At 41.6% G+C, this 20,822-nt stretch carries 12 protein-coding genes; 6 read left to right on the top strand and 6 right to left on the bottom strand.

Annotation, left to right across the window (positions count from 1 at the left end):
• Positions 1 to 153: 153 nt before the first annotated feature.
• The 4 genes from ACXAH9_RS15530 to ACXAH9_RS15515 form a co-directional block, all read right to left on the bottom strand.
• Positions 154 to 804, bottom strand: coding sequence for a hypothetical protein (locus ACXAH9_RS15530; protein ID WP_474895772.1), 651 nt, complete (start codon positions 802 to 804; stop codon positions 154 to 156).
• A complete protein-coding gene (locus ACXAH9_RS15525; protein ID WP_474895771.1) occupies positions 804 to 10,082 on the bottom strand; it encodes a DUF6443 domain-containing protein in 9,279 nt (3,092 codons plus the stop codon). The genes ACXAH9_RS15530 and ACXAH9_RS15525 overlap by 1 nt, the downstream gene beginning before the upstream one ends.
• A 404-nt stretch (positions 10,083 to 10,486) precedes the next feature.
• Positions 10,487 to 10,663 carry a histone H1 gene (locus tag ACXAH9_RS15520; RefSeq protein WP_349562265.1) on the bottom strand — a complete coding sequence of 59 codons (177 nt, stop codon included), beginning with the start codon at positions 10,661 to 10,663 and terminating at the stop codon, positions 10,487 to 10,489.
• Positions 10,664 to 10,754: 91 nt separating this feature from the next.
• Positions 10,755 to 12,017 (bottom strand): aminotransferase class I/II-fold pyridoxal phosphate-dependent enzyme, encoded by a 1,263-nt coding sequence (locus tag ACXAH9_RS15515; protein WP_474895770.1) that lies wholly within the window; start codon positions 12,015 to 12,017, stop codon positions 10,755 to 10,757.
• 94 nt (positions 12,018 to 12,111) lie between these two features.
• Between ACXAH9_RS15515 and accC the strand changes: the two genes are divergently transcribed.
• The 3 genes from accC to ACXAH9_RS15500 are packed head-to-tail and all read left to right on the top strand — an operon-like array spanning position 12,112 to position 15,462.
• On the top strand, positions 12,112 to 13,605 hold the full coding sequence (accC, locus tag ACXAH9_RS15510) for an acetyl-CoA carboxylase biotin carboxylase subunit (protein WP_474895854.1): 1,494 nt from the start codon (positions 12,112 to 12,114) through the stop codon (positions 13,603 to 13,605).
• Complete coding sequence (locus ACXAH9_RS15505; protein ID WP_474895769.1) at positions 13,605 to 14,909, top strand: DUF1015 domain-containing protein; 1,305 nt, start codon at positions 13,605 to 13,607, stop codon at positions 14,907 to 14,909. The genes accC and ACXAH9_RS15505 overlap by 1 nt, the downstream gene beginning before the upstream one ends.
• On the top strand, positions 14,893 to 15,462 hold the full coding sequence (locus ACXAH9_RS15500) for a Maf family nucleotide pyrophosphatase (protein WP_474895768.1): 570 nt from the start codon (positions 14,893 to 14,895) through the stop codon (positions 15,460 to 15,462). The genes ACXAH9_RS15505 and ACXAH9_RS15500 overlap by 17 nt, the downstream gene beginning before the upstream one ends.
• Before the next feature lie 47 nt (positions 15,463 to 15,509).
• Here ACXAH9_RS15500 and ACXAH9_RS15495 read toward each other — a convergent pair whose 3' ends face one another.
• A complete protein-coding gene (locus ACXAH9_RS15495) occupies positions 15,510 to 17,051 on the bottom strand; it encodes an Ig-like domain-containing domain (protein WP_474895767.1) in 1,542 nt (513 codons plus the stop codon).
• Between the two features lie 119 nt (positions 17,052 to 17,170).
• Here ACXAH9_RS15495 and ACXAH9_RS15490 point away from each other — a divergent pair, with 119 nt between their 5' ends.
• The gene (locus tag ACXAH9_RS15490; protein WP_474895766.1) at positions 17,171 to 17,533 is read left to right on the top strand and encodes a DUF5615 family PIN-like protein; all 363 of its coding nucleotides are present in this window, start codon (positions 17,171 to 17,173) and stop codon (positions 17,531 to 17,533) included.
• On the opposite strand, the gene ACXAH9_RS15485 is transcribed toward ACXAH9_RS15490, so the two are convergent.
• Positions 17,530 to 19,452 (bottom strand): OmpA family protein, encoded by a 1,923-nt coding sequence (locus ACXAH9_RS15485; RefSeq protein ID WP_474895765.1) that lies wholly within the window; start codon positions 19,450 to 19,452, stop codon positions 17,530 to 17,532. The two genes, ACXAH9_RS15490 and ACXAH9_RS15485, sit on opposite strands and share 4 nt — an antisense overlap.
• A 102-nt stretch (positions 19,453 to 19,554) precedes the next feature.
• Here ACXAH9_RS15485 and ACXAH9_RS15480 point away from each other — a divergent pair, with 102 nt between their 5' ends.
• Positions 19,555 to 20,115, top strand: coding sequence for a hypothetical protein (locus ACXAH9_RS15480; RefSeq protein WP_474895764.1), 561 nt, complete (start codon positions 19,555 to 19,557; stop codon positions 20,113 to 20,115).
• A gap of 11 nt (positions 20,116 to 20,126) precedes the next feature.
• Positions 20,127 to 20,807 carry a hypothetical protein gene (locus ACXAH9_RS15475; RefSeq protein WP_474895763.1) on the top strand — a complete coding sequence of 227 codons (681 nt, stop codon included), beginning with the start codon at positions 20,127 to 20,129 and terminating at the stop codon, positions 20,805 to 20,807.
• The last annotated feature ends 15 nt before the right edge of the window (positions 20,808 to 20,822 follow it).

The raw sequence follows: 20,822 nt of genomic DNA, 5'->3' as shown, positions 1-20,822 counted from the left end.
CTTTTTTATGGTTTAAGTCTTTTTGACTTAAACCCTCATATTCAATCTCATCCTATTCTCCTTCTTCCTCTATTCACGCCCAAGTCTCTACTTCTTCTCAATCCCGCGCTGGAAGACTTGCGCGATAAGAGGGCGACTGTTGGGACTGTTAGATCAGTTTAGATTGAGCTTCCAGAGATGTCCTTCATCACTAAAAAAAACTAAACCAACATCAATATATGTTGGAGTGTTCACTATTATTAGGTCACTTTGAAATTCATAAGCTTCAAGTCTTAGAACTGGAAAGTCAAGTTTAGGACTCATAATTAGTCCGAAATTATCATTAAGAAAAACTGTTGAAATTTTACAAATTGATAGGGTGTTGCTTTCTGTAAAAGAAAATAGAAAACTATCATATTTATTAAATCTTTTGTCATAAACAGAAATTACTAGTGTATTCTTATATCGTTCATTTAGAGATAACTTACTAATAGAAATTTTTAAATTCTTTTTTTTATCCCTTATGAACTCCGACCTTTGGTCTTCCTCATCTAATCCGTTAATACTATCGAAGTTTTCAATTAAAAAGTTTTGAAATGATAACTTAATAATTTTACCTAACTGAAATAACTCTTTTGCATTAGTTAAGTAATCAATCGAATACTCATTTAAATTTTCCTTTTTCAGAAAGTAAAAAAAATTTTGTACTACATCATCATTTAACGAAATCTGAGATTCTAACTCAATCATCTTGCTGTTATAGGAATAAACAGTATCCTCTTCATTCAAGCTAAAAAGAGTCATAAGTAGTAATACTTTAGTCATTACCATGGTTTTATACTTATTGCGAAAAATCCATAATCATTTACATCAAACGCTGAATTTGCAAATCCTTTAAGTGCATTCCACCTTGCTTGATATGCAGCAACATTAAACTTCCATAATTTAGCTTGTTTTAATTCCCATCTAGCTATTTCAGCATGAGCTGCCATTCTATTTTTACTCATGGTTACTCCTCCATGTCTATAGTTATGAGCAACATGCATATATTCATGATTCATAGTGAAATATAATTGCTCTTTACTTGTAAAAGCATCTTTAAATAGGTAAACGTCACTTTGCTTATTCCCAATATATTGGGTAGACCCACGTACTCTAGTACCATCTGAGTTATATACAATATCTCCTTTTGCAGTATATCCTTCTGGCAAAGAACCATCTGCATAGAGTTCGTTGAGTCCCTCAGGTTCCATTGCGTAATCACTTGAAAATTTCTTAGCTGACTCATTGCTGTATTCAACTGCGTCACCTGCTTGTGTATCGCCACCATCTACATATACATAATCAAATGTTGCGCCCTTACCAGACCAAAAGTTTCCGCCATGTTTTGCTGCTTGTATTCCACTAGATAAACCGCCAACAATTCCAGCGGAGACTCCTCCTATAAGTGCACTTTTTAACCCAGACCCAAAAACGTCATTTAAATCTCCCCCACCCAACGCTGTAAAGCCAGCGCCACTAATAAAACCTCCCGTTGCACCTGAGGCTGCTCCGGCAGTTGCCCCAGCAAAGAAGCCCGTACCTCCTGAGAGCGCGCTACCAACTCCAGCTGTGGCCAAGCCTGCGGCCCCTCCAATAGCAAATCCTCCCAATGCTCCCCAAAACATGCTCGTCCCATTCTGTTGAGCCATCTTAGCTCCCTGATATGCTCCTACACCTGCGCTTACTCCCACGGCTATTTTTGCAATAAGAGGTAATGCTGCCCAGAAGAACTCTCCATTTGGATCCGTACCAAAATGCGGCATATTTCCCATTCCTGTGTAGGGTGAACTAAACTGCCCTGCAGGATCCACCGCAAAGAATCGACCTAACACCGGATCGTAACTTCGACTTAAGAAATCGTAATATCCCGTCAAGCTATCATAGGAAGAATACGAAGATTGATACAGCATGCCCGGATCGATGTACCCGGGTGCACGCCAGGAATTAGCGGTACGTAATCCAAATGGGTAATAGTCGTTGATCTGGGATACCTTGAAGCTACTGGTTGCGCTGCTATGCGTGATCTTCAGGTCGTCGAAGAACACATCCTGATCAACATCCGTTTCATTCACTAAATACACAAACAAGTATCCCGGCTGATCAAATTTGAGCGTGCCGCTCTCATACCTGGCAAACTTGCCCAGGCTTTGCTGGGTCACCTCCTTGAAGTTAGAACCAGATTCTACAAAATTGTAATTAGCATCAAAGAATAAATACTGAAGATATGCTCGGGGTTCATTTTCCTCTGCTCCACTGAATATGTTGGCACTTCCCAGGTTCAGCGCGTCTGCCAGTGAACTTCCTTGACCTTCCATTCCGGTTCCTGTTCCTGCTACATTGAAGGCATTCAATATCGAGTTTACCACGCCATCAATCGGAGTATTATTTACGAACTCATCTTTGTATTTAGCCCATACTTCAATATCCACTTCGTCATTCGCTGCGATGGTCAACACCTTGGCAGGGCCCACTTCGCGTCCGGGTATGGCTCCATTCAAAGCGATGCTTCCACCACCCAATGGGGTGTGATTTTCTGCTGTACTTCGAATGGCATCATTGGGGAATTTAAAGTGACTTTCCTCGCTCGCTTTTCTTTCCACCTCCATGGTTGCCACGTAAACATTTCGTTCCGGTAGATTTCCAAAAGCCACCCGATTGTTCCCCTGGTGATCGGTGATGAAGTACTCGTAGTGATATTGGTCATTTTGCTTGTATGCACGCCCTACTTCGGTGGCCACCTGATTGATTTCATCATCCAGGTACTCCACCAGTCCTACATAATCCACCCGTGCGATGGAGTTATTATCCGCATCCATAACCTCTTTGGCTAATCGATTTCTCGTTGCATCGTAGGTATAAGTAACCCGAGTGCCATCGTCAAAAGCAATCTCTTCCACTAGTTGCATGTGGTTATAGCTGATACTGACAATCTCTTTGGTTAAATCTGAGGTCATGTTGCCCATCGCATTGTATGAGTACTCAGTGATTTTTCCATTGTCGGTAAACACCTTATCATCCATTCCTAAAGCTTTGTTACTGCTATCATCTACCGCTTTCAGTTTATTGGAGTGAAGGTGGTAGAAGTAATGGATGTCATCTATTTCAACGCCATCACTGTTTCTGGATAATGACTGAATATTGCCATTATCATCATAAGAGCTCACACTCATGCTATAAGCTCCAACCTGGTCATTGAGTGCAGGGCCAGCAGCAAACTGAGTGGATTTTAAGCGGCTTTGGTTATCGTAATTAAAAGCGATGGCGGTTTTAATTCCCCCCTGTGGTCCCCCCGAGGGGACAGATGTTGGTGTGATATTGGTAGCATTAAAGACCATCGAATTCACCATGCCATCAAAACGAGGAGTGGTAGGTGTGCCATCAATGGTTGCGGTGGTTTCAAAGAAGTACTCCATACCAAACAGATCATGCTCTCCATCACTCAGGTCTGCATCGTTGATACGTGTCATGGAACCTTGCAAGTTGTAACGATAATCAACCGACTGCAGGTATGAGATTCCTTCATCCTCTGAATGCAGGTTCTTCTCAACTAATTCACCTAAGACATTGTAATGGTAATCTCCGATCAGGATACGATCACCACCGTCCAGTGTTTGCCAGGTTTTAAGAAGTTGTCCGTTGTGAGCATATTCGTATTCACTCAGGATTGTTACAGCATCAAATGAACTGGTATGTTCGACCAGCATCTTCTGAAGCTCCCCTTTCCAATCCAGGTCATTGGTCAGTCGGTCCGTGCCTCCTTTGTGATTTTCTGAAATGGTCTGAATTCCTCTCCCTCTCTCATCATAATACACCACCGTGTTTAGCCAGGTATCTGTACCTAGTACTTTCACTTTACTTCCGGTGGAACGATCCAGTGCATTCAAATTAGGTGTATTGGAGAATCCTGTAGAATTTGAAAATGCATAATTATGTCCTTCTGCGTCCCAGTTAGGGTACGTCATAAAATCATAATTATCAAAGTAGTTGATCGTATGGAATTCATATTGATCAGCACTGTAATCTGAGTTAAGGTCAGGGAATGTTCGATACTTGGTATATCCCCTGGCACTGTTCGAATTCACCACTTCAAACCTGTTGTTTTCAGCTGTAATGGCATCAAGTGATACCTGTAGCTGATCCCTGTCTCTGGAATCCTCAATCTCTCCAGACATGATCTGGCGATTCAATGCATCGTACTTGAAGAAAGTCCATGATTTATTGCCATCGACAAATTGGGAAGCATGTCTGGTCAAGGCTATCCTGTTCCAGTGGTCATATACGTATCTCACCCAACCGGCACCAGGCGCACGTTCATCAGTCATTCGTCCTTTCGAATCATAGACATATTGGAAAGCAAGTTCATTTACCTGATCTTGTGTTGGTGTAGCTATTGCTGCCAGCAACGGAGGGATAACAAATCTTACTCTTCCAAAATCGTCATACACATTGTATGATCCGACCCATTTCTTTAGGTCCTTGTCATAGATTTGTGATGTGATTGTACGTCCTCTTGTATCTGTTACTTTTCGAGATTTTCTTCCTTCTACGTCGGTGACAGATGAAATGAACAACTCATTATAAGCATAGGTGCCTTTTTGTTTTGGCAATCCATTTTCGATGGTCCATTCAATAACCGGAGTATATATACTCCAGGGTTTGTCTACCGCTTTGGAAGGATCATAAACCGTGTGATTATAGAGCGTCTTCTTATCACCATCGTGCCAGGCTTGCCCCGGGGCGATTACAGATTTTACCCTGCCACGGGCGTCCCATTCTGTTTGTGAGAAGGGTTTGCTATCATGCGCAATATCCGAGTAGTCAGATTTGCTAGCGTCATAAAAATCAGCTTGTTGTAAGATTGCTTCATCAGGGTCAACAAATTGCCCCGGTACCAAGGAAGCTTCATAGTAAGTCAGATATGATTTCTCTTGACGCCCCTCGGAATTATATTTATTGAATTGAATGACATCTTCAAAATCCTGCCCCGCCTCTACAGCTACCTTCATGGTCGGTCTGCCAACCCCATCTGTGTACGAATATGACATGGACCTTTCTGTGGCATCCATCACAGAAAGTTCATATTGAGACTTTACCGGAACTTTTGGTACTTCTACTCTTACAAAGTTTTGATCCAATGAAGGCGGTAGGTTACAGTTTTCGTAGAAGCTAAATGAGATGCTATTGGTCTCATAATCGATGGGCGTACACCGCTGTAGGTATTTCACATAATAGGTGTATCCCTTTTGAACAGGAATGGAAAGCTTGTTTTTAATTTTTCCAAAATCGATTTCATCTTCTTCTCCACTCTTAGAACCAAAGAGGTGTGTTCTGTTGGTGTTTACTTTCGGACCAGGTGAGTAAACAAACTCCACTAAATCGCCCGGACATCTTTTATCCGTTGAGGCACTGATCGATCCCAGTTCACTGCTATCAATGACCTCATACACTTTAATGGTAACCTCACCTGACAATTTCCAGGTACTACCTGCCGATCGAACCCTTCTGCGGAAACGCGTATCGGCGGTCAACGTGAAGTCTGGATTGTAACTCTGGTATTGAGTTCCCCTTACCAGCTGAATCCAGCTGGAGCCATCAAAATACTGCCATTGATACTCATAGGTACCATCTCCGCCTGTTGCAGCAGTTCCGGTTATTTCTGCTACATTGCTTCCATGACAAGGGTCTGCCTTATTGTAAGCAATAGAGCCCGGATTCAAGGCCGGAAGCACTGTGACACTAATAGTCGCAGAAATTGCCGTCTGATCATCCGATTCCACCACACGATGATAGGTGGTCGTCCCTAACAGCCGAAGATCAGGCGTATAACTTGCTGTATTCCCGCCCTCGACGTTCTTAAAATTGTTTAGAGTTTCGTTAGTAATAACAGGATCTGATCCACCTCCTTCAATTGGATCTAAGCCGTCTTCTATTAACAGGTTAGGGAGTAGCCTTCGCCATTGGTACGAATAACTACCATTCCCGCCGATCGGATTTGTCAACGTCAGCGTTGGTAATGTACAATCGTAGCAGACTGTAAATGATTGCGTGATAGGTTCTCCTGGTTTTAGTTTTACCTGCACCTTCTCCGGACTGGTCTCTGTAAACTCTCCACAATCATTAGTCACCCGTCGTTTGAAGAACGTCGTGTAATCCAGGACACCAGGGTTCAGTGACTCAGTATTGGAATTTGCAATAGGAGCATACGATCCCAGTACCTTTTTAAACCATTGGTAATCAAAGTTTGAACTGGAAGTAACGGTAGTTCCATTGATCGTTTGGGCAGATGTACCTGGATCAACTATAGGGCCTAAATAAGAGATGCTACCTGCCTCCGGTATCTCGACCAGATTCACCGTAATCGCATTTGAAATCTTGGTTACTCCTCCCGAAACAACCACCCTTCTGTAACGCGTCTTAAACAATTGATTGTCAGGATCATAACTTTCATTAATCGCTCCTGATATATCCGTCCATCCAGTCCATTGATAAATTGCTTCTGATGGTGACGGAGTTGGCTCACCACCTTCAATTGGAAGAGGCTCCTCTGTTGATATAATTTCAACCGGCCTGTATTCATTCTTCTGCCACTGGTACTGATAGTTGCCTTTGCCTCCTTTAGAAGGTGCAGTACTTGAAATAATTCCAGGATCACCATTGGTGCAAATGACTTGATAACCAGATATCGAACCAGGAGAAAAGTTCACATCTATCGTCACCTGACCAGAAAATTTGGTCTCTCCACAAGATTTTACTCTTCGCCTATAAGTGGTTGTGTAGTCTATTCCTGCAGGGGGATTATAGTTCTGATTGGTCGCACCTGATATATTGGTAAAAGAAGAGGCTGTCCCCACTTTCTTTTGCCATTGATAATTATGGGTTATTCCACCGGTAGCTGTTGTACCGGTAATCGCTTGAGGATCTCCATCGGGGTTGACGGCCCCTCCTGAATAAGTAATTGATCCGGCAGTCAAAGGAGCTGATACCGTGTAACTTTTAGCTGATGTATAAGCAACCTGACTCCCTGAAGTGACCTTTCTGCGATAGGTCATATTCATATTCAAAACTGGAGGATCAAATGTTAGTCCTGTTTCCCCCGGCAGGTCATGCCAATTGCTTTGCAAAGTAGAACCTCCTCCCTCGAGACCAGGCTGCTGTAATTCAGAGAAAAACTGCCACTGATATTGATAATTACCTACACCTCCACTGGCACCCGCTGTACTACTAATCACTCCTGGGTTGGATCCACGACAGATCGTTTCACTTCCTGATGCAATTGAACCAGGCTGTAAATTCACAGATATCGTCACTTCATTCGATGTTGCTGAACTACCACAATTGGTGGTCGCGATCCGCTTGAAGGTTGTTGTGCGTGTAAGTGATCCAGACTGGTAATTTTGGCCTGTTGCCCCGGAGATGGTGGAGTATCCTCCACTCGTCTTCTTCTGCCATTGATAACTCACTGAGCTTCCGCCTGATGCAACTGTCCCGTCAATTCTTCCGGGTGTAGTGCCCGGATTTATCGCACCCCCGGAATATGAAATTGATCCGGGAGAAGCATCTGAATAAATGTTCTTGGTGATGACATTGCTATACTTTGTAACTCCTCCTGATACTACTTTCCTTCTGTATTGTGTCTTAAAAGTGATAGGGCCAGGATTGTAAGAGGTACCTGATGCTACATGAGTCCAGCCTGTCCAACTATATACTGTTGACGAACTGGTAGAGCCGCCTCCTTCCAGCCCCGTTGGCGTCAGTGTTGAAGGTCTGTATTCACGCTTTTGCCAGGTATAGCTGTATCCACCCTTGCCACCTGTTGCCAAAGAACTGCTCGATATGTTTGATGGATCACCTCCTGAACATACGGTTTGATTGCCGCTAATGCTACCAGGATGAAAGTTTACATTGATCGTGATTTGATTCGAATATTTCGTTTCTCTACAAGATTTTACCCTTCTTCTGTAAGTAGTCGTATAATCCATTCCGGCAGGAGGATCATAGTTTTTCCCTGTTGCTCCAGATATGTTGGAAAAAGAAGTAGCTGTTCCTACTTTACTCTGCCATTGATAGACGGGAGATATTCCTCCGGTTACCGTGGTTCCGCTAATCACCGGTGGGTTTCCATCCGCATTAACAGAGCCACCTGAATAACTAATTGAACCTGCTGTCAAAGGAGCTGATACCGTGTAACTTTTAGCTGATGTATAAGCAACCTGACTCCCTGAAGTGACCTTTCTGCGATAGGTCATATTCATATTCAAAACTGGAGGATCAAATGATAGTCCTGTTTCACCCGGAAGGTCATGCCAGTTATCCTCCAGCGCTGAACCGCCTCCTTCGAGACCAGGCTGCTGTAATTCAGAGAAAAACTGCCACTGATATTGATAATTACCTACACCTCCACTGGCTCCCGCTGTACTACTAATCACTCCCGGGTTGGATCCACGACAGATCGTTTCACTTGCTGATGCAATTGAACCAGGCTTTAAATTCACAGATATCGTCACTTCATTCGATGTTGCTGAACTACCACAATTGGTGGTCGCGATCCGCTTGAAGGATGTTGTGCGTGTAAGTGATCCAGACTGGTAATTTTGGCCTGTTGCCCCGGAGATGGTAGAGTATCCTCCACTCGTCTTCTTCTGCCATTGATAACTCACTGAACTTCCGCCTGATGCAGCAGTCCCGTCAATTCTTCCGGGAGTAGTGCCTGGATTAATCGCTCCTCCAGAATATGAAATGGTTCCCGGAGAAGCATCTGAATAAATGTTCTTGGTGATGACATTGCTATACTTTGTCACTCCTCCTGATACTACTTTCCTTCTGTATTGTGTCTTAAAAGTGATAGGGCCAGGATTGTAAGAGGTACCTGATGCTACATGGGTCCAGCCTGTCCAGCTATATACCGTAGATGAGCTGGTAGAGCCGCCTCCTTCCAGACCCGTTGGCGTCAGTGTTGAAGGTCTGTATTCACGCTTTTGCCAGGTATAGCTGTATCCACCCTTGCCACCTGTTGCCAAAGAACTGCTCGATATGTTTGATGGATCACCTCCTGAACATACGGTTTGGTTACCGGATATTGAACCAGGTTTGAGATTAACGGTAATGGTAACCTGATTGGTGTATTGATTTTGTCCACATGAAGTAACCCTTCTACGGAAGACCGTTGTTTTATCAAGACCTTGTGGCTGATAGTCTCTAGACGTAACACTAGACCCTAATCCGGTTGGTATATTTGAAAATGAAGTTTCTGTTCCACGTTTCCACTGCCATCTGTATGAAATTCCGTTACCTCCGGTGGCTGTTGTTCCGCTAATCTTAGCAGGTGTAACGCCGGGATTTACCGCACCACCTGAGTAGCTGATAGAGCCTTTATTTAACGCAGATGAAACTGAATAGGAAACAGTATTACTATATGCCGTTTGAGACCCAGAGACTACTCTTCTTCGATAGGAAGTGTTAACATATAGTTTTGGTGGATTATAGGTTGATGAAGTGGCACCAGAAATATTACTCCAAGATGAGCTAGTAGATCCACCCTCTAAAGTAGGTTCTTGAAGAACGGGTCCATCACTCATAATTTGCCATTGATAACTATAAGATCCACTCCCACCAGAGGGTGACTGAGAATTAGTGATAGTGCCTGGATCAGATCCATTGCAGATTGAGGTACTTGTTGATGCAACAATAGACCCTCCATTTAGCGGGGATGTAACACTAACAGATTTAGTTGATGTATATAAACTTCCGCTCACCGAGGCGGTTACTCTTACCCACCTTGAACCTGCAGATGTCCATTTAATAGAAACCGAAGTTCTACTTTGCGAGGTGATTTGTCCTCCTGAAACTGTGTAGCTGGAAGAACTATGAAGACCACCTGAAACACTGACTGTATAACTTTTTATTGAATTTAGACCGGCAGAACCAGGTCCACTTAGGCTAACTGTGGGCGAACCACAATTTAAGCAATCATCAATGGGTTGAATTTGTCGAATCTGGCCATAGGCAAATGCGGACACAAGTAGTGCTATAAGCACTACTGCCTTTTTGGTGAGTATCTTCATGTACGATTAGGTTAGTGTAGGTAGTCAGACTACCTGCTGCAAATATATTTTTATTTTCTAAACAAATATGAAGCCGTTAATTAATATTTTAACAGTCCCTATTTAGAAAAACAAAACAGACCAAAACTATGTCGTAGTAACCTCAATAATTTAAAGTTGATGCAACACTCATTTTGATATTAATCAATGACAAAAGAAAATAAAACAAGTAATGGATTGAAGGAAAACTTACCTAAATGAATAAAGTGTAGGATTCTAAGGACGAATGGTTACTTCCATTGAACGAATGGTCAGACTTGAAGCGTTAATTAATTCCATACGCTACAATTGGTTCAATTAAAAGGCACAAAAAAAGGGAGTCTCTCGACTCCCTAATTTCTTTATCGGTTTCGGTTGTTAATCGATTATCCTTTGTTTTTGATGTCTTGAACTTCTAGTCTGATCTCTTGCGCTAGGTTTTTCATTTCCTGCATACCTTTTCTTACACGAGTACCGGCGGCATTGTTCCCTTTGTCATAAAACTTTTCGAAATCAGCTTCTAGTGATTCAACCATTGACTTAAGTTGTTCAAATCTTTTCATTGTTATAAGGTAATTAAGGTTATCGATAAAATTTAAAGTTCTGGCAATATAGGCCTAAAATCAATAATAAACAGTTTAAATGATAGAAATATTAAGATTTTGCGACCATCGCACCTTCTACTCCTGCTTCTTTATAAACTCCACTATTCAACTTCTGCTTGACAGCTTCAAAAGCATTGAGCGTTTCTTCTACATCTTCCAGTGTATGCATCGCAGTAGGTATAATTCGTAGTATCACCATGCCTTTCGGTATCACCGGATACACCACCATTGAGCAGAAGATTTTGTAGTTTTCACGAAGGTCCACAACCATGTTACATGCCTCAAGAACGTCACCGTTCATAACTACCGGAGTTACCGGAGAGTTAGTTGATCCAATATTAAATCCACGCTCTTTAAAGCCGTTTTGAATGGCATTAACAATCGTCCAAAGCTTTTCACGCAGCTCTGGCATGGTTCGCAGCATTTCTAGTCGCTTTAGACCACCTATTACTAATGGCATTGGAAGGGACTTGGCAAATATTTGCGAACGCACTTTATATCTCAGATGATTGATTACATCCGTAGGTCCCGCAATAAAGGCTCCTATGCTTGCCATTGACTTGGCAAACGTAGAGAAGTAAATGTCTATTCCATCCTGGCAGTTGTAATACTCACCGGTACCTGCTCCTGTATCTCCCATGGTACCAAAGCCATGAGCATCATCCACCAAAAGTTTGAAATTGAATTTTTCTTTCAGCTTCACAATATCATCAAGCTTTCCGGTATTTCCGGTCATCCCGAAAACACCTTCTGTGATCACAAGTACTCCACCTCCTTGCTCATCAGCAAGCTTAGTCGCTCGCTTCAGTTGTTTTTCACAATTTTCAATATCATTATGAGGGAACACAAATCGTTTACCGATATGCATCCGCAGTGCATCAATGATACACGCGTGGCATTCAGCATCGTAAACAACTACATCTTTTCGGTCTACCAATGCATCAATCACGGACATAATTCCCTGATAGCCATAGTTCAACAGCATTCCGGTAGGTTTGCTTACAAAATCCGCTAGTTCTTGCTCCAGCTGGTCGTGATAGTCTGAATTACCCGTCATCATACGGGCACCCATCGGATATCCTAGTCCCCATTTCTCAGTGGCCTCCGTGTCAGCTTTTCTAATTTCCGGATGATTGGCCAGCCCCAGGTAGTTATTTAAACTCCACGCCAATACCTCCTGACCTTTAAACTTCATCCGAGGTTGAATCTCTCCTTCCAGCTTTGGAAAGAAGTAATAATTTAAATCCTGATCCAGATATGAATACTGACCTAACGCACCTTTATCACTGAGTAATTTCTCAAATAAATCCATTTACTTGTGTCTCTTTTTCAAACAAGTTGCAAATTTAGCAGGAATGTACATATAATGAATGTTGGCTTTTCAATAAACTTGCGCTAACGATAGAATTATGTCTATAAAGAAAATATTAGTAGCTAATCGAGGTGAGATCGCGATTCGGGTGATGCGATCTGCTAAAGAACTGGGAATCAAAACAGTAGCCGTATACAGTGATGCAGATAAATTGCTTCCACATGCGTCATATGCTGATGAGGCAGTAAATATTGGTCCGGCTGCAGCTTCCGAATCTTATTTGGTTCAGGATAAAATTATTGATGCATGTAAGCAAACGGGCGCGGATGCCATCCATCCTGGCTATGGTTTCCTTTCGGAAAATGCGTCATTTGCAGAGCGGGTGGAGAAAGAAGGCCTGATTTTTATTGGTCCATCACCGGAAGCAATACGCATCATGGGTGATAAACTCACCTCAAAACAGACGGTGCAAAAGTTTAATGTGCCCCTTGTCCCGGGTATGGATGAGCCCATCAGCGATGTGCCAAAAGCCAAAGAGGTCGCTGACGAAATCGGCTATCCCGTAATGATCAAAGCCAGTGCCGGCGGAGGCGGAAAAGGCATGCGTATCGTGCATGATCCTAAAGATTTTGAAGAGCAGATGGATCGGGCAATGAGTGAGGCACGCAATTCATTCGGCAATGATGAAGTGTTTATTGAAAAATTCATCTCCTCTCCTAAGCATATCGAAGTACAAATACTTGGGGATCAGCACGGAAACATCATCCACCTTTTCGAACGTGAATGCAGTATTCAGCGAAGACATCAAAAGGTCATTGAAGAGGCACCTTCTGCTCTACTTACACCTATACGAAGAAAGCAAATTGGTGAAGCAGCTGTCAATGTTGCAAAATCTTGTAGCTACTATGGTGCTGGAACGGTAGAATTTATTGCTGATGAAAACTTCGACTTCTACTTTCTGGAAATGAATACCCGCCTGCAGGTGGAGCACCCGGTTACAGAGCTTATTACCGGCATTGATTTAGTAAAGGAGCAAATTGCAATTGCCAACGGTAAAAAGTTAAACCTCAAACAGGATGACCTTTCCATCAACGGACATAGCCTGGAAGTGAGGGTTTATGCTGAAGATCCGGAAAACAACTTTCTGCCGGATACAGGAAAACTTAAAACGTATATAAGACCACAAGGTGCTGGCGTTCGTGTGGACGATGGATATGAGCAAGGACATGAGGTCTCTATTTACTATGACCCGATGATTGCTAAACTCATCACATATGGAAAGGATCGAAAAGAGGCCATTGACAGAATGAGAAGGGCAATCGAAGAATACCAGATCACTGGCGTGAAAACGACCCTTTCGTTTTGTGATTTTGTATTAGGCCACAAGGAGTTTGTTGACGGATCATTCACGACCAAGTTTGTGGAATCACATTATGACCCGGAGGTATTAAAAAAAGAGACTTCCAGAGAGTCCGCTGAGGTGGCAGCTCTGGTTGCTAACGAACTGATGAATCAAACTGCTAAAAAAGTCTCAAAAGCGGATCAAAAGAGTGCCGGAAGTAAGTGGAAAGAAAGAGCACGTAATTAATGGCAGAGATCAAGCCCCTTCGTGCATGGAGATATACCGATGACCTGATAAAGGACATAGACAAACTGGTGTCTCCCCTTTTTGATGTGGTATCCGAAAGCCAGCGAGAGGCACTATATCAGGAGGAGTACAACAGTATTCACCTTTCAGTGCCTAGAGGAGAGGATTCTATCAATGGAGCAGCAAGACGTCTAATCAACTGGAAACGAGAAGGCATCATCAGACAGGATGAGCTTCCAGCCATCTACGTTTACTATCAATATTTTACATTACCTGGAAGTGACAGAGAGCGCATCAGGAAAGGATTTATTGCAAACCTCAAGGTTTACGATTGGCCGGAAAAAGTACTACTCCGCCACGAAAACACTATGCCTTTCTCCGTCAATGACCGGATGGACATACTGGATAAAACACAGCTGAATGTGAGTCCGACACATGGGTTATATACAGACCCCACGCACGAAATAGAGGGTTACCTGGATGAAGCCATGATGGATCCGCTTTATGAAACGGAAGACTATCAGGGCGTGCGCGATGTATTTGGAGTGATCCATGATGTGAAAATAATCCGCCGTATCATGGAAATTCTGGAAGACAAACAAATCATTCTTGCTGATGGTCATCACCGCTACGAGGGGTCTCTGCTCTATCAAAAAGAGCGAGCTAAAAATAATCTTAAACATACAGGTAAGGAAGGATACAATTACCATCTCATGTATTTCACAAATACAGAATCGGATGATTTAAGAATCCTTCCAACGCACCGGGTGGTCAAAGACCTGCCTGATTTCTCCAAGGAAGAATTGTTCAGAAAACTGGATCAATATTTCTTCATTAAACCCATAGAAGAAGCCTATGATGTCAATGAGGTGATCTTAGGTAAGAAATGGGCCTTTGGATTATTGATTGGTGATGAAGCCTTCAAGATTCGCTTGAAACCGGAAATGATCGATACGATATCATGGGATTTTCCGAGAACGATAAAAGAACTCGACCTGACTGTGATGCATTATTTCGTCTTTGAAAAGTGTCTGGGAATTAAAGGAAAAGATCAACGAGGAAGCAAGAATCTAATTTTCGAAAGGAACTTTACCAAATGCCTGCAATCAGTTCTAAATAAAGAAGCACAGTGTTCAATTATTACGAAAGAAATTTCCATTGAAACCGTAAAAGAAGTGTGCTATAGTGGGTATACGCTTCCTCAGAAAAGCACCTATTTTTATCCAAAAGTGATTTGCGGTTTCCTGTTCGGGTCCATAAAAGAAGACGAATTCAATTCTTTCTTTGATGAAGCATTTCAATAACCTCATCCTCGCATCAAAATCACCACGAAGAAAACAGCTTTTGGAACAGGCTGGATTTGAATTTGATGTTAAAACGGTGGAGTTTGAAGAGATATTTCCGGATCATATGGATGTTGTCAAGGTTGCCGAATACCTGGCAGTTGAGAAAAACAAAGCTCACCGAAAAGCTTTTCAGAAAGGAACGATCATTACGGCTGATACAGTTGTAATCTTCTCTGATACTATCCTGGGCAAACCCAAAGACAAAGCAGAAGCAAAACGGACACTAAAGATTCTATCAGGAAAGATCCACCAGGTAATGTCCGGTGTATGTGTAAGTAATGAAGAAAAACAAGTATCCTTTTCTAATGTGACAGAGGTTAAATTTCATGAGCTGACAGATGAGGAGATCGAGCATTACGTTTCAACTGCCTCCCCCATGGACAAAGCTGGTAGCTATGGTATCCAGGAATGGATAGGCCTGATTGGTGTAGAATGGATCAAGGGTTCCTATTTCAATGTCGTGGGATTACCTGTGGATCAGGTTTACAAAACATTGATCACAGAATTCTAAAAAAAAAGCCCCGATTAAGGGGCTTAAATTTCGTATTCAACAATTGATTAATTACCAGTATAAGCTCCTCGCCTTGTCACCAACCATTCATGTTCATATGGAGATGTAGCAATGGTAGCATTGATATCTAAGTCAACACTACTCAGGTATGCATCATGAAGTTCAGATTTAAGCAGAAAACCATTACTGTTGTTACCTGCCCATTCTACTGACCACATCTGTCCGGTATACCAGTTGGTTGATGAAGGTCTCTGTGCCATTAATATCTTCTCATTATCATCCGGCGCTGCTCCTTCAATAAATAGGCTGTGACCATTATTGTCTACTACTTTGTTTGTGATAGCATATACATCTTTCCCCTGATAGGTCGTTCTCACAAATCTCCAGGACATGGATGTATAATTTGAACCTGAGGACACATTAATGGTATATGTGGTTCCTCCATTATGAGTAATATCCAAATTATCAGCAGAGTACCCGTAGTTTCCATCAAATTCATAGTAGTAATTCTCAGAAAAGGCTTCCGTAGCAAAAGAAACGGATTGCTCGTCTGGCAAGAAATTGCCATTTGTATCTCTTATTTGGAAAGAGCCATAACCCGCTACATAAAAATTGTGGCCGGTCATTAAATCATCCAGTTCCCCTGTCGGCTCAAACGTCACCGTATTTCCAGAGATAGTAACATTACCACTCAATTGACCCGATCTATAGGAGTAAAGTGTGAATGCGTCCGCATCTACGAAATTAGGATCCAGTGTCTCGGAAAAAGTAATTACGATATTTTCACCTAAATACACCCCAGTCTCATCATCATTAGGGGTAATGCTCGTAATTGTTAATGGAGAATTAACGGTTGTAAAAGAACCTGATGCAGAACCGAATTCTAATTCCACTTCATTACCAGATAAATCTGTTATTCCTTCTTCAAAAATGCCATAATTATACATCAACTCTCCACCATCCAAATCTACGTTTGGAGTGATAATAATATTATTTCCACTTGCAGAAACAGTGAACGGCACATCGTTTCCATAAAGACCTCCACTTAAGTAAATATTATTACTTGAACCCTGACTTGGAGTGACAAATGAATTTATATCCATTGGTTCACTAAAAGTAAGTACTATTTCAGTATTCACTGAAACTGGTGTGCTCGTTCCATCAGGTGTCATCGATACCAGAGTTGGCGCAGTAGTGTCATTTTCCTCAGTAGTAAAACTCTTCGTATCACCATATACAATATCGCTCTCAGTAATAGCAAAAGCTTTTACGAAGTAATTGGTGTTGTCCGCAAAACCCGTTACGGAGACTGAAAATGATCCGGAAGTGCTCGTGGACGGATAAGCAAGCCCGTTTTCTAAATCAGGATTACCAACATTGCTTACAACTACGCCAGTAGATAAAACATTTTCTCCATCCACGCTCCCACCGAGGGTTGCTGTAGAACTTGTCACATTGGTCGGTGTACTTGTGAATACAGTCACACTTACATTATCTCCGTCTCCTTCCCCATCCTCACCACAGCTGATTAACATTGCCATTGCAAAAGCAATTGATACAAAGAGTACCAATCTAAATTTTCTTTTCATAATATTTGTTTTAAGCGATTTTTAGAGATTAAATCCCCTTCACAAGAATCGTTGATTCAGACTGGCTTTACTGTGAGATTTGAATCAAAGACTATCAAATTTGAATCAAGATAAGTACCATGAAATTCGTAGTTGATGAAAACATATCACCAATTGTTGCTGTAATATTGAGAGCTCATTCGCTGGATGCTGTACATGTAAATGAGATGAAGTCCCATCAAAAGCAACGAGTTGTGGATGATCAATTAAGGAGACTATCCATACAAAAAGGATATGTGATCATCACAAAGGACGATGATTTTGTAAAGAGCTATGTAAGCAGGAAAGTGCCGGACAAGTTGGTTTTTATTTATGGACTAAATGAAAAAGAGCCACTCCTCACTAGAATGAAAGAAGTGGCTCCTCAATTAAGTACTTTGCTAGAAACTCACGATTTCATTGAAATCAAAGAACATGAAATTCGCTTTCCTTTTTCGGGCTAGAACTCTACAATCACAAACTCAGTCCGTCTGTTTTTAGCCCTGCCTTCTTTTGTACTATTATCTGCGATGGGAACACTTTCTCCATATCCCTTCGCTATTAATCTACTTCGATCAATTCCGGCCAACACCATGTACTCTACTACTGATTGGGCTCTTCGCTGTGAAAGACTTTGATTGGTTGATTCAGCTCCAACATTGTCTGTATGACCTCCTACTTCTATTTTCATGGTTTTGTTGTTCTTCATCAATGTAACAGCTTTATTCAGTTCAACGTAACTAATGGGTTTCAATTCTGCCTTACCTACCTCAAAAAAGATGTTGTTAAGTACCACTTTTGTTCCTTTTTTGATTGGCTCCAAAGCAATATCATTGGTGATTTCCGCATATGCCGTATCTTTTGGTAACTCAAAGCTTTGAGAGTAGAAAAAGAATCCTTCTGCGTTGGCAGACACACTATAATCACGTCCGGCAGGAAGCACAACCAGGTATTCACCTGTTGCCTCATTACTTTTATTAGTAGCTATCAGCTCACCTGAATTAAGGTCTTCAATGAGAACTAATGCACTGAGCGGCTGCTTGTCTTCAGAGTTAGAAACAATACCTTGTACAACAATCGTAGGTTTTGGCTTCAATTCATCCGGCAATTCAGCTCTGAAAATATCAAAGTTGTTTTCATCCAGTCTTGATGACGCTAAATATGCATTTCCTGATGCTGAAATACTGAAATTAGTATCATTCCCGCTTGAGTTAATCGGTTTACCTAAATTCTTAGGTGTAGACCACTTTCCGTTTTCAAAGACTGTATAAAAAACATCAGCCCCTCCCATTCCTGGGTGCCCCGTTGATGAAAAGTAAAGTGTTTTACCATCAGCTGCTAAAAATGGGCTATTCTCGGTTAAAGGCGTATTGACAATACTTCCCAGGTTCTGTGGAATACCCCAGAGTCCGAGGTGATTCTTTTCAACCATATACAGGTCTGAGTTTCCGTACCCCCCAGGCCGACGAGAAGTAAATATGATTCGATTACCATCAGCATTGATCGTTGGCTGACTATCCCATTCCTCATCATTTACCACATTGCCCATGTTTTCAGGCACACTCCATGTATTTCCATTCAACTGTGTAATGTATAGATCACAACTTCCAATTGCTCCTTTCTCATCACAACGAACAAAAACCATATTCTGACCATCACCGGTAAAAGCTGAACCAAAATCATTGGCCATTGAGTTTATGGGTTTAGGTAGTAACTCGGGATCACTCCACTGTCCATTTACAAGCTTAGAGTAGTAGATATCTTCTCCAAAATCTAGTTCTGCACTGTTTTCATCTTTGAAATCAAAGCCTCCTTGGCGTACGCTTGTAAAATAGAGTCTTGTTCCCGTGGGGTTTACTGAGGGCATATAATCTCCTGAGATACTGTTAACCGAAGCAATTGGCTCTGGTTCCGAGGTATTTGGTGGCATCTCCCTCAATTCCTGACTAATATCAATGTAATTAAGACGATTCATCGCCAAGTGAATAAGTTTTGCCGCCTTCGGACCCTTGGGGGCTCTATCAAGGTATCTTTTTATATAAATCCGCGCTCCTCTAAGATTATCTAACTCGATATAGGATTTCGCTATATCATAGTAAATACTGGAATTGTAGTCTGGCTTTACCTTTTCAAGATTTCGGTACGCATTTATCGTCTCCTCAGTCCTGTTTAAAAAATCGTAGGTCTTACCCAGGTAAAACCAGGCATCAGCATACTGCGGATTAATCTTGATGGCTTCCTTAAATTTTTCTATAGCCGTTTCATACTTTTGAAACTTTATAGCTTGCATTCCCTGATTGTATGCATCACGATGAGCCTGAGAGAATGCGAAGAAGCCGATAAGTAATAAAATGATCGAATAGCTGATTCTTCGGTATTGCATGGTTGTGTTGATTGATTATTGGACGAAATTTAGAAAAATAATGATAGAAATAAGATTCTTTCGTTAACCATAAGTAGTTTAAACACCAGAAAAAGTAACCCGATGAAAAAAATATTAATAATCACTCTGGTCTTAAGTTTGTCAATTTCACAATCGATGGCTCAAATTGGGACGCAGTTTCCTGAAATGGAAGCAGAAACTTTGACCAATGAATTTGTGGATCTTCCTAAAGACATAAATGGAAAATATAGCCTAATCGGTCTGGCATATTCGAAGAAAGCAGAAGACTACCTAAAGGGATGGTTTGAGCCTGTTTACAACCAATTCATTTATAAAAATCCAAATCCCGGACCTTTCGATTTCAGTTTCGATATCCACACCTATTTCGTGCCCATGTTTACAGGAGCAAAGAGACCAGCCTATAAGAAAGTGATGAATAAACTTAAGAAAACCATTGACGACAGAATGCAGCCAAATGTGCTGTTTTATAAAGGAACACTTAAGGCATATAAAGATGCACTAAATTTTGACGGCAAAGATTTACCGTACTTCTATGTACTAGACCCTAATGGAAAGATCGTTTATGCTACCTCAGGACGGTATAGCCAACGAAAGATGCAGGAAATAACAGATGCAGTTGAGAGTGCAATGGAGATGGAATAAATTTCTGCTCAATGAAACATATCAAAATAATCATAACTGCCTTTTCTGTGATTTTTATCCAATCTGCCTTTGCGCAAAGAAATTTTGTAACCATGGGACAAACTGTGGATGGCGTGCCTATCATGCTGGAATACAATATCGAGGGTGAGGATAAAAAAATTGAGGGGTCCACTTATCTGTTCGAAGAGTGGAAGCCTGTTGTTATCAAGCGAAGTAATGGAGTTCAATTTGAGGCACAAGCAGGCAACTACCATACTTATTTAAATGAACTGATTATACAGCTTGATAACAAATTTCACCGATTACATGACAGCAGACAAATTGAATACTTCGTGGTTGAGGAAAGAAAGTTTATCAACCTAAGCCTTAAACCTGACAAAACCATTTTTGCGGAATTGCTGGTTGATTCCGACAGAATTCAGGTATTTAAAACATATGAATGCCACATTAAAAAAGGCAAACCCAGTCAGGGAATAATAGATGCGACTAATGACGAGTATGTTCGCTATGAACAATATATAGTAAGAAGTAAAACAGATGTAACCAGAGTAAGTGAGCTAAAAGTGAAGAAAAAGGGAGCATCATTGAAAAATGATGATGTATTTCCAGAGCTAGCCCTCTTTCTAAAACAATTCAAAAAGGAGAATTTCAAGGATCACAGCAACCTCAAAAACATTCTCAGCCAGTTTTAATGGCCCCAGTTCATG

This window comes from Ekhidna sp. ABH4_415 (genome assembly GCF_056161305.1).
This window is presented reverse-complemented; position numbering and strand designations above follow the sequence as displayed.

What these genes read in the sequence shown, in the direction of transcription:
- ACXAH9_RS15530 (WP_474895772.1), bottom strand. Translation starts at nt 804, where the DNA reads ATGACTAAAGTATTACTACTTATGACTCTTTTTAGCTTGAATGAAGAG.
- ACXAH9_RS15525 (WP_474895771.1), bottom strand. Translation starts at nt 10,082, where the DNA reads ATGAAGATACTCACCAAAAAGGCAGTAGTGCTTATAGCACTACTTGTG.
- ACXAH9_RS15520 (WP_349562265.1), bottom strand. Translation starts at nt 10,663, where the DNA reads ATGAAAAGATTTGAACAACTTAAGTCAATGGTTGAATCACTAGAAGCT.
- ACXAH9_RS15515 (WP_474895770.1), bottom strand. Translation starts at nt 12,017, where the DNA reads ATGGATTTATTTGAGAAATTACTCAGTGATAAAGGTGCGTTAGGTCAG.
- ACXAH9_RS15505 (WP_474895769.1), top strand. Translation starts at nt 13,605, where the DNA reads ATGGCAGAGATCAAGCCCCTTCGTGCATGGAGATATACCGATGACCTG.
- ACXAH9_RS15500 (WP_474895768.1), top strand. Translation starts at nt 14,893, where the DNA reads ATGAAGCATTTCAATAACCTCATCCTCGCATCAAAATCACCACGAAGA.
- ACXAH9_RS15495 (WP_474895767.1), bottom strand. Translation starts at nt 17,051, where the DNA reads ATGAAAAGAAAATTTAGATTGGTACTCTTTGTATCAATTGCTTTTGCA.
- ACXAH9_RS15490 (WP_474895766.1), top strand. Translation starts at nt 17,171, where the DNA reads ATGAAATTCGTAGTTGATGAAAACATATCACCAATTGTTGCTGTAATA.
- ACXAH9_RS15485 (WP_474895765.1), bottom strand. Translation starts at nt 19,452, where the DNA reads ATGCAATACCGAAGAATCAGCTATTCGATCATTTTATTACTTATCGGC.
- ACXAH9_RS15480 (WP_474895764.1), top strand. Translation starts at nt 19,555, where the DNA reads ATGAAAAAAATATTAATAATCACTCTGGTCTTAAGTTTGTCAATTTCA.
- ACXAH9_RS15475 (WP_474895763.1), top strand. Translation starts at nt 20,127, where the DNA reads ATGAAACATATCAAAATAATCATAACTGCCTTTTCTGTGATTTTTATC.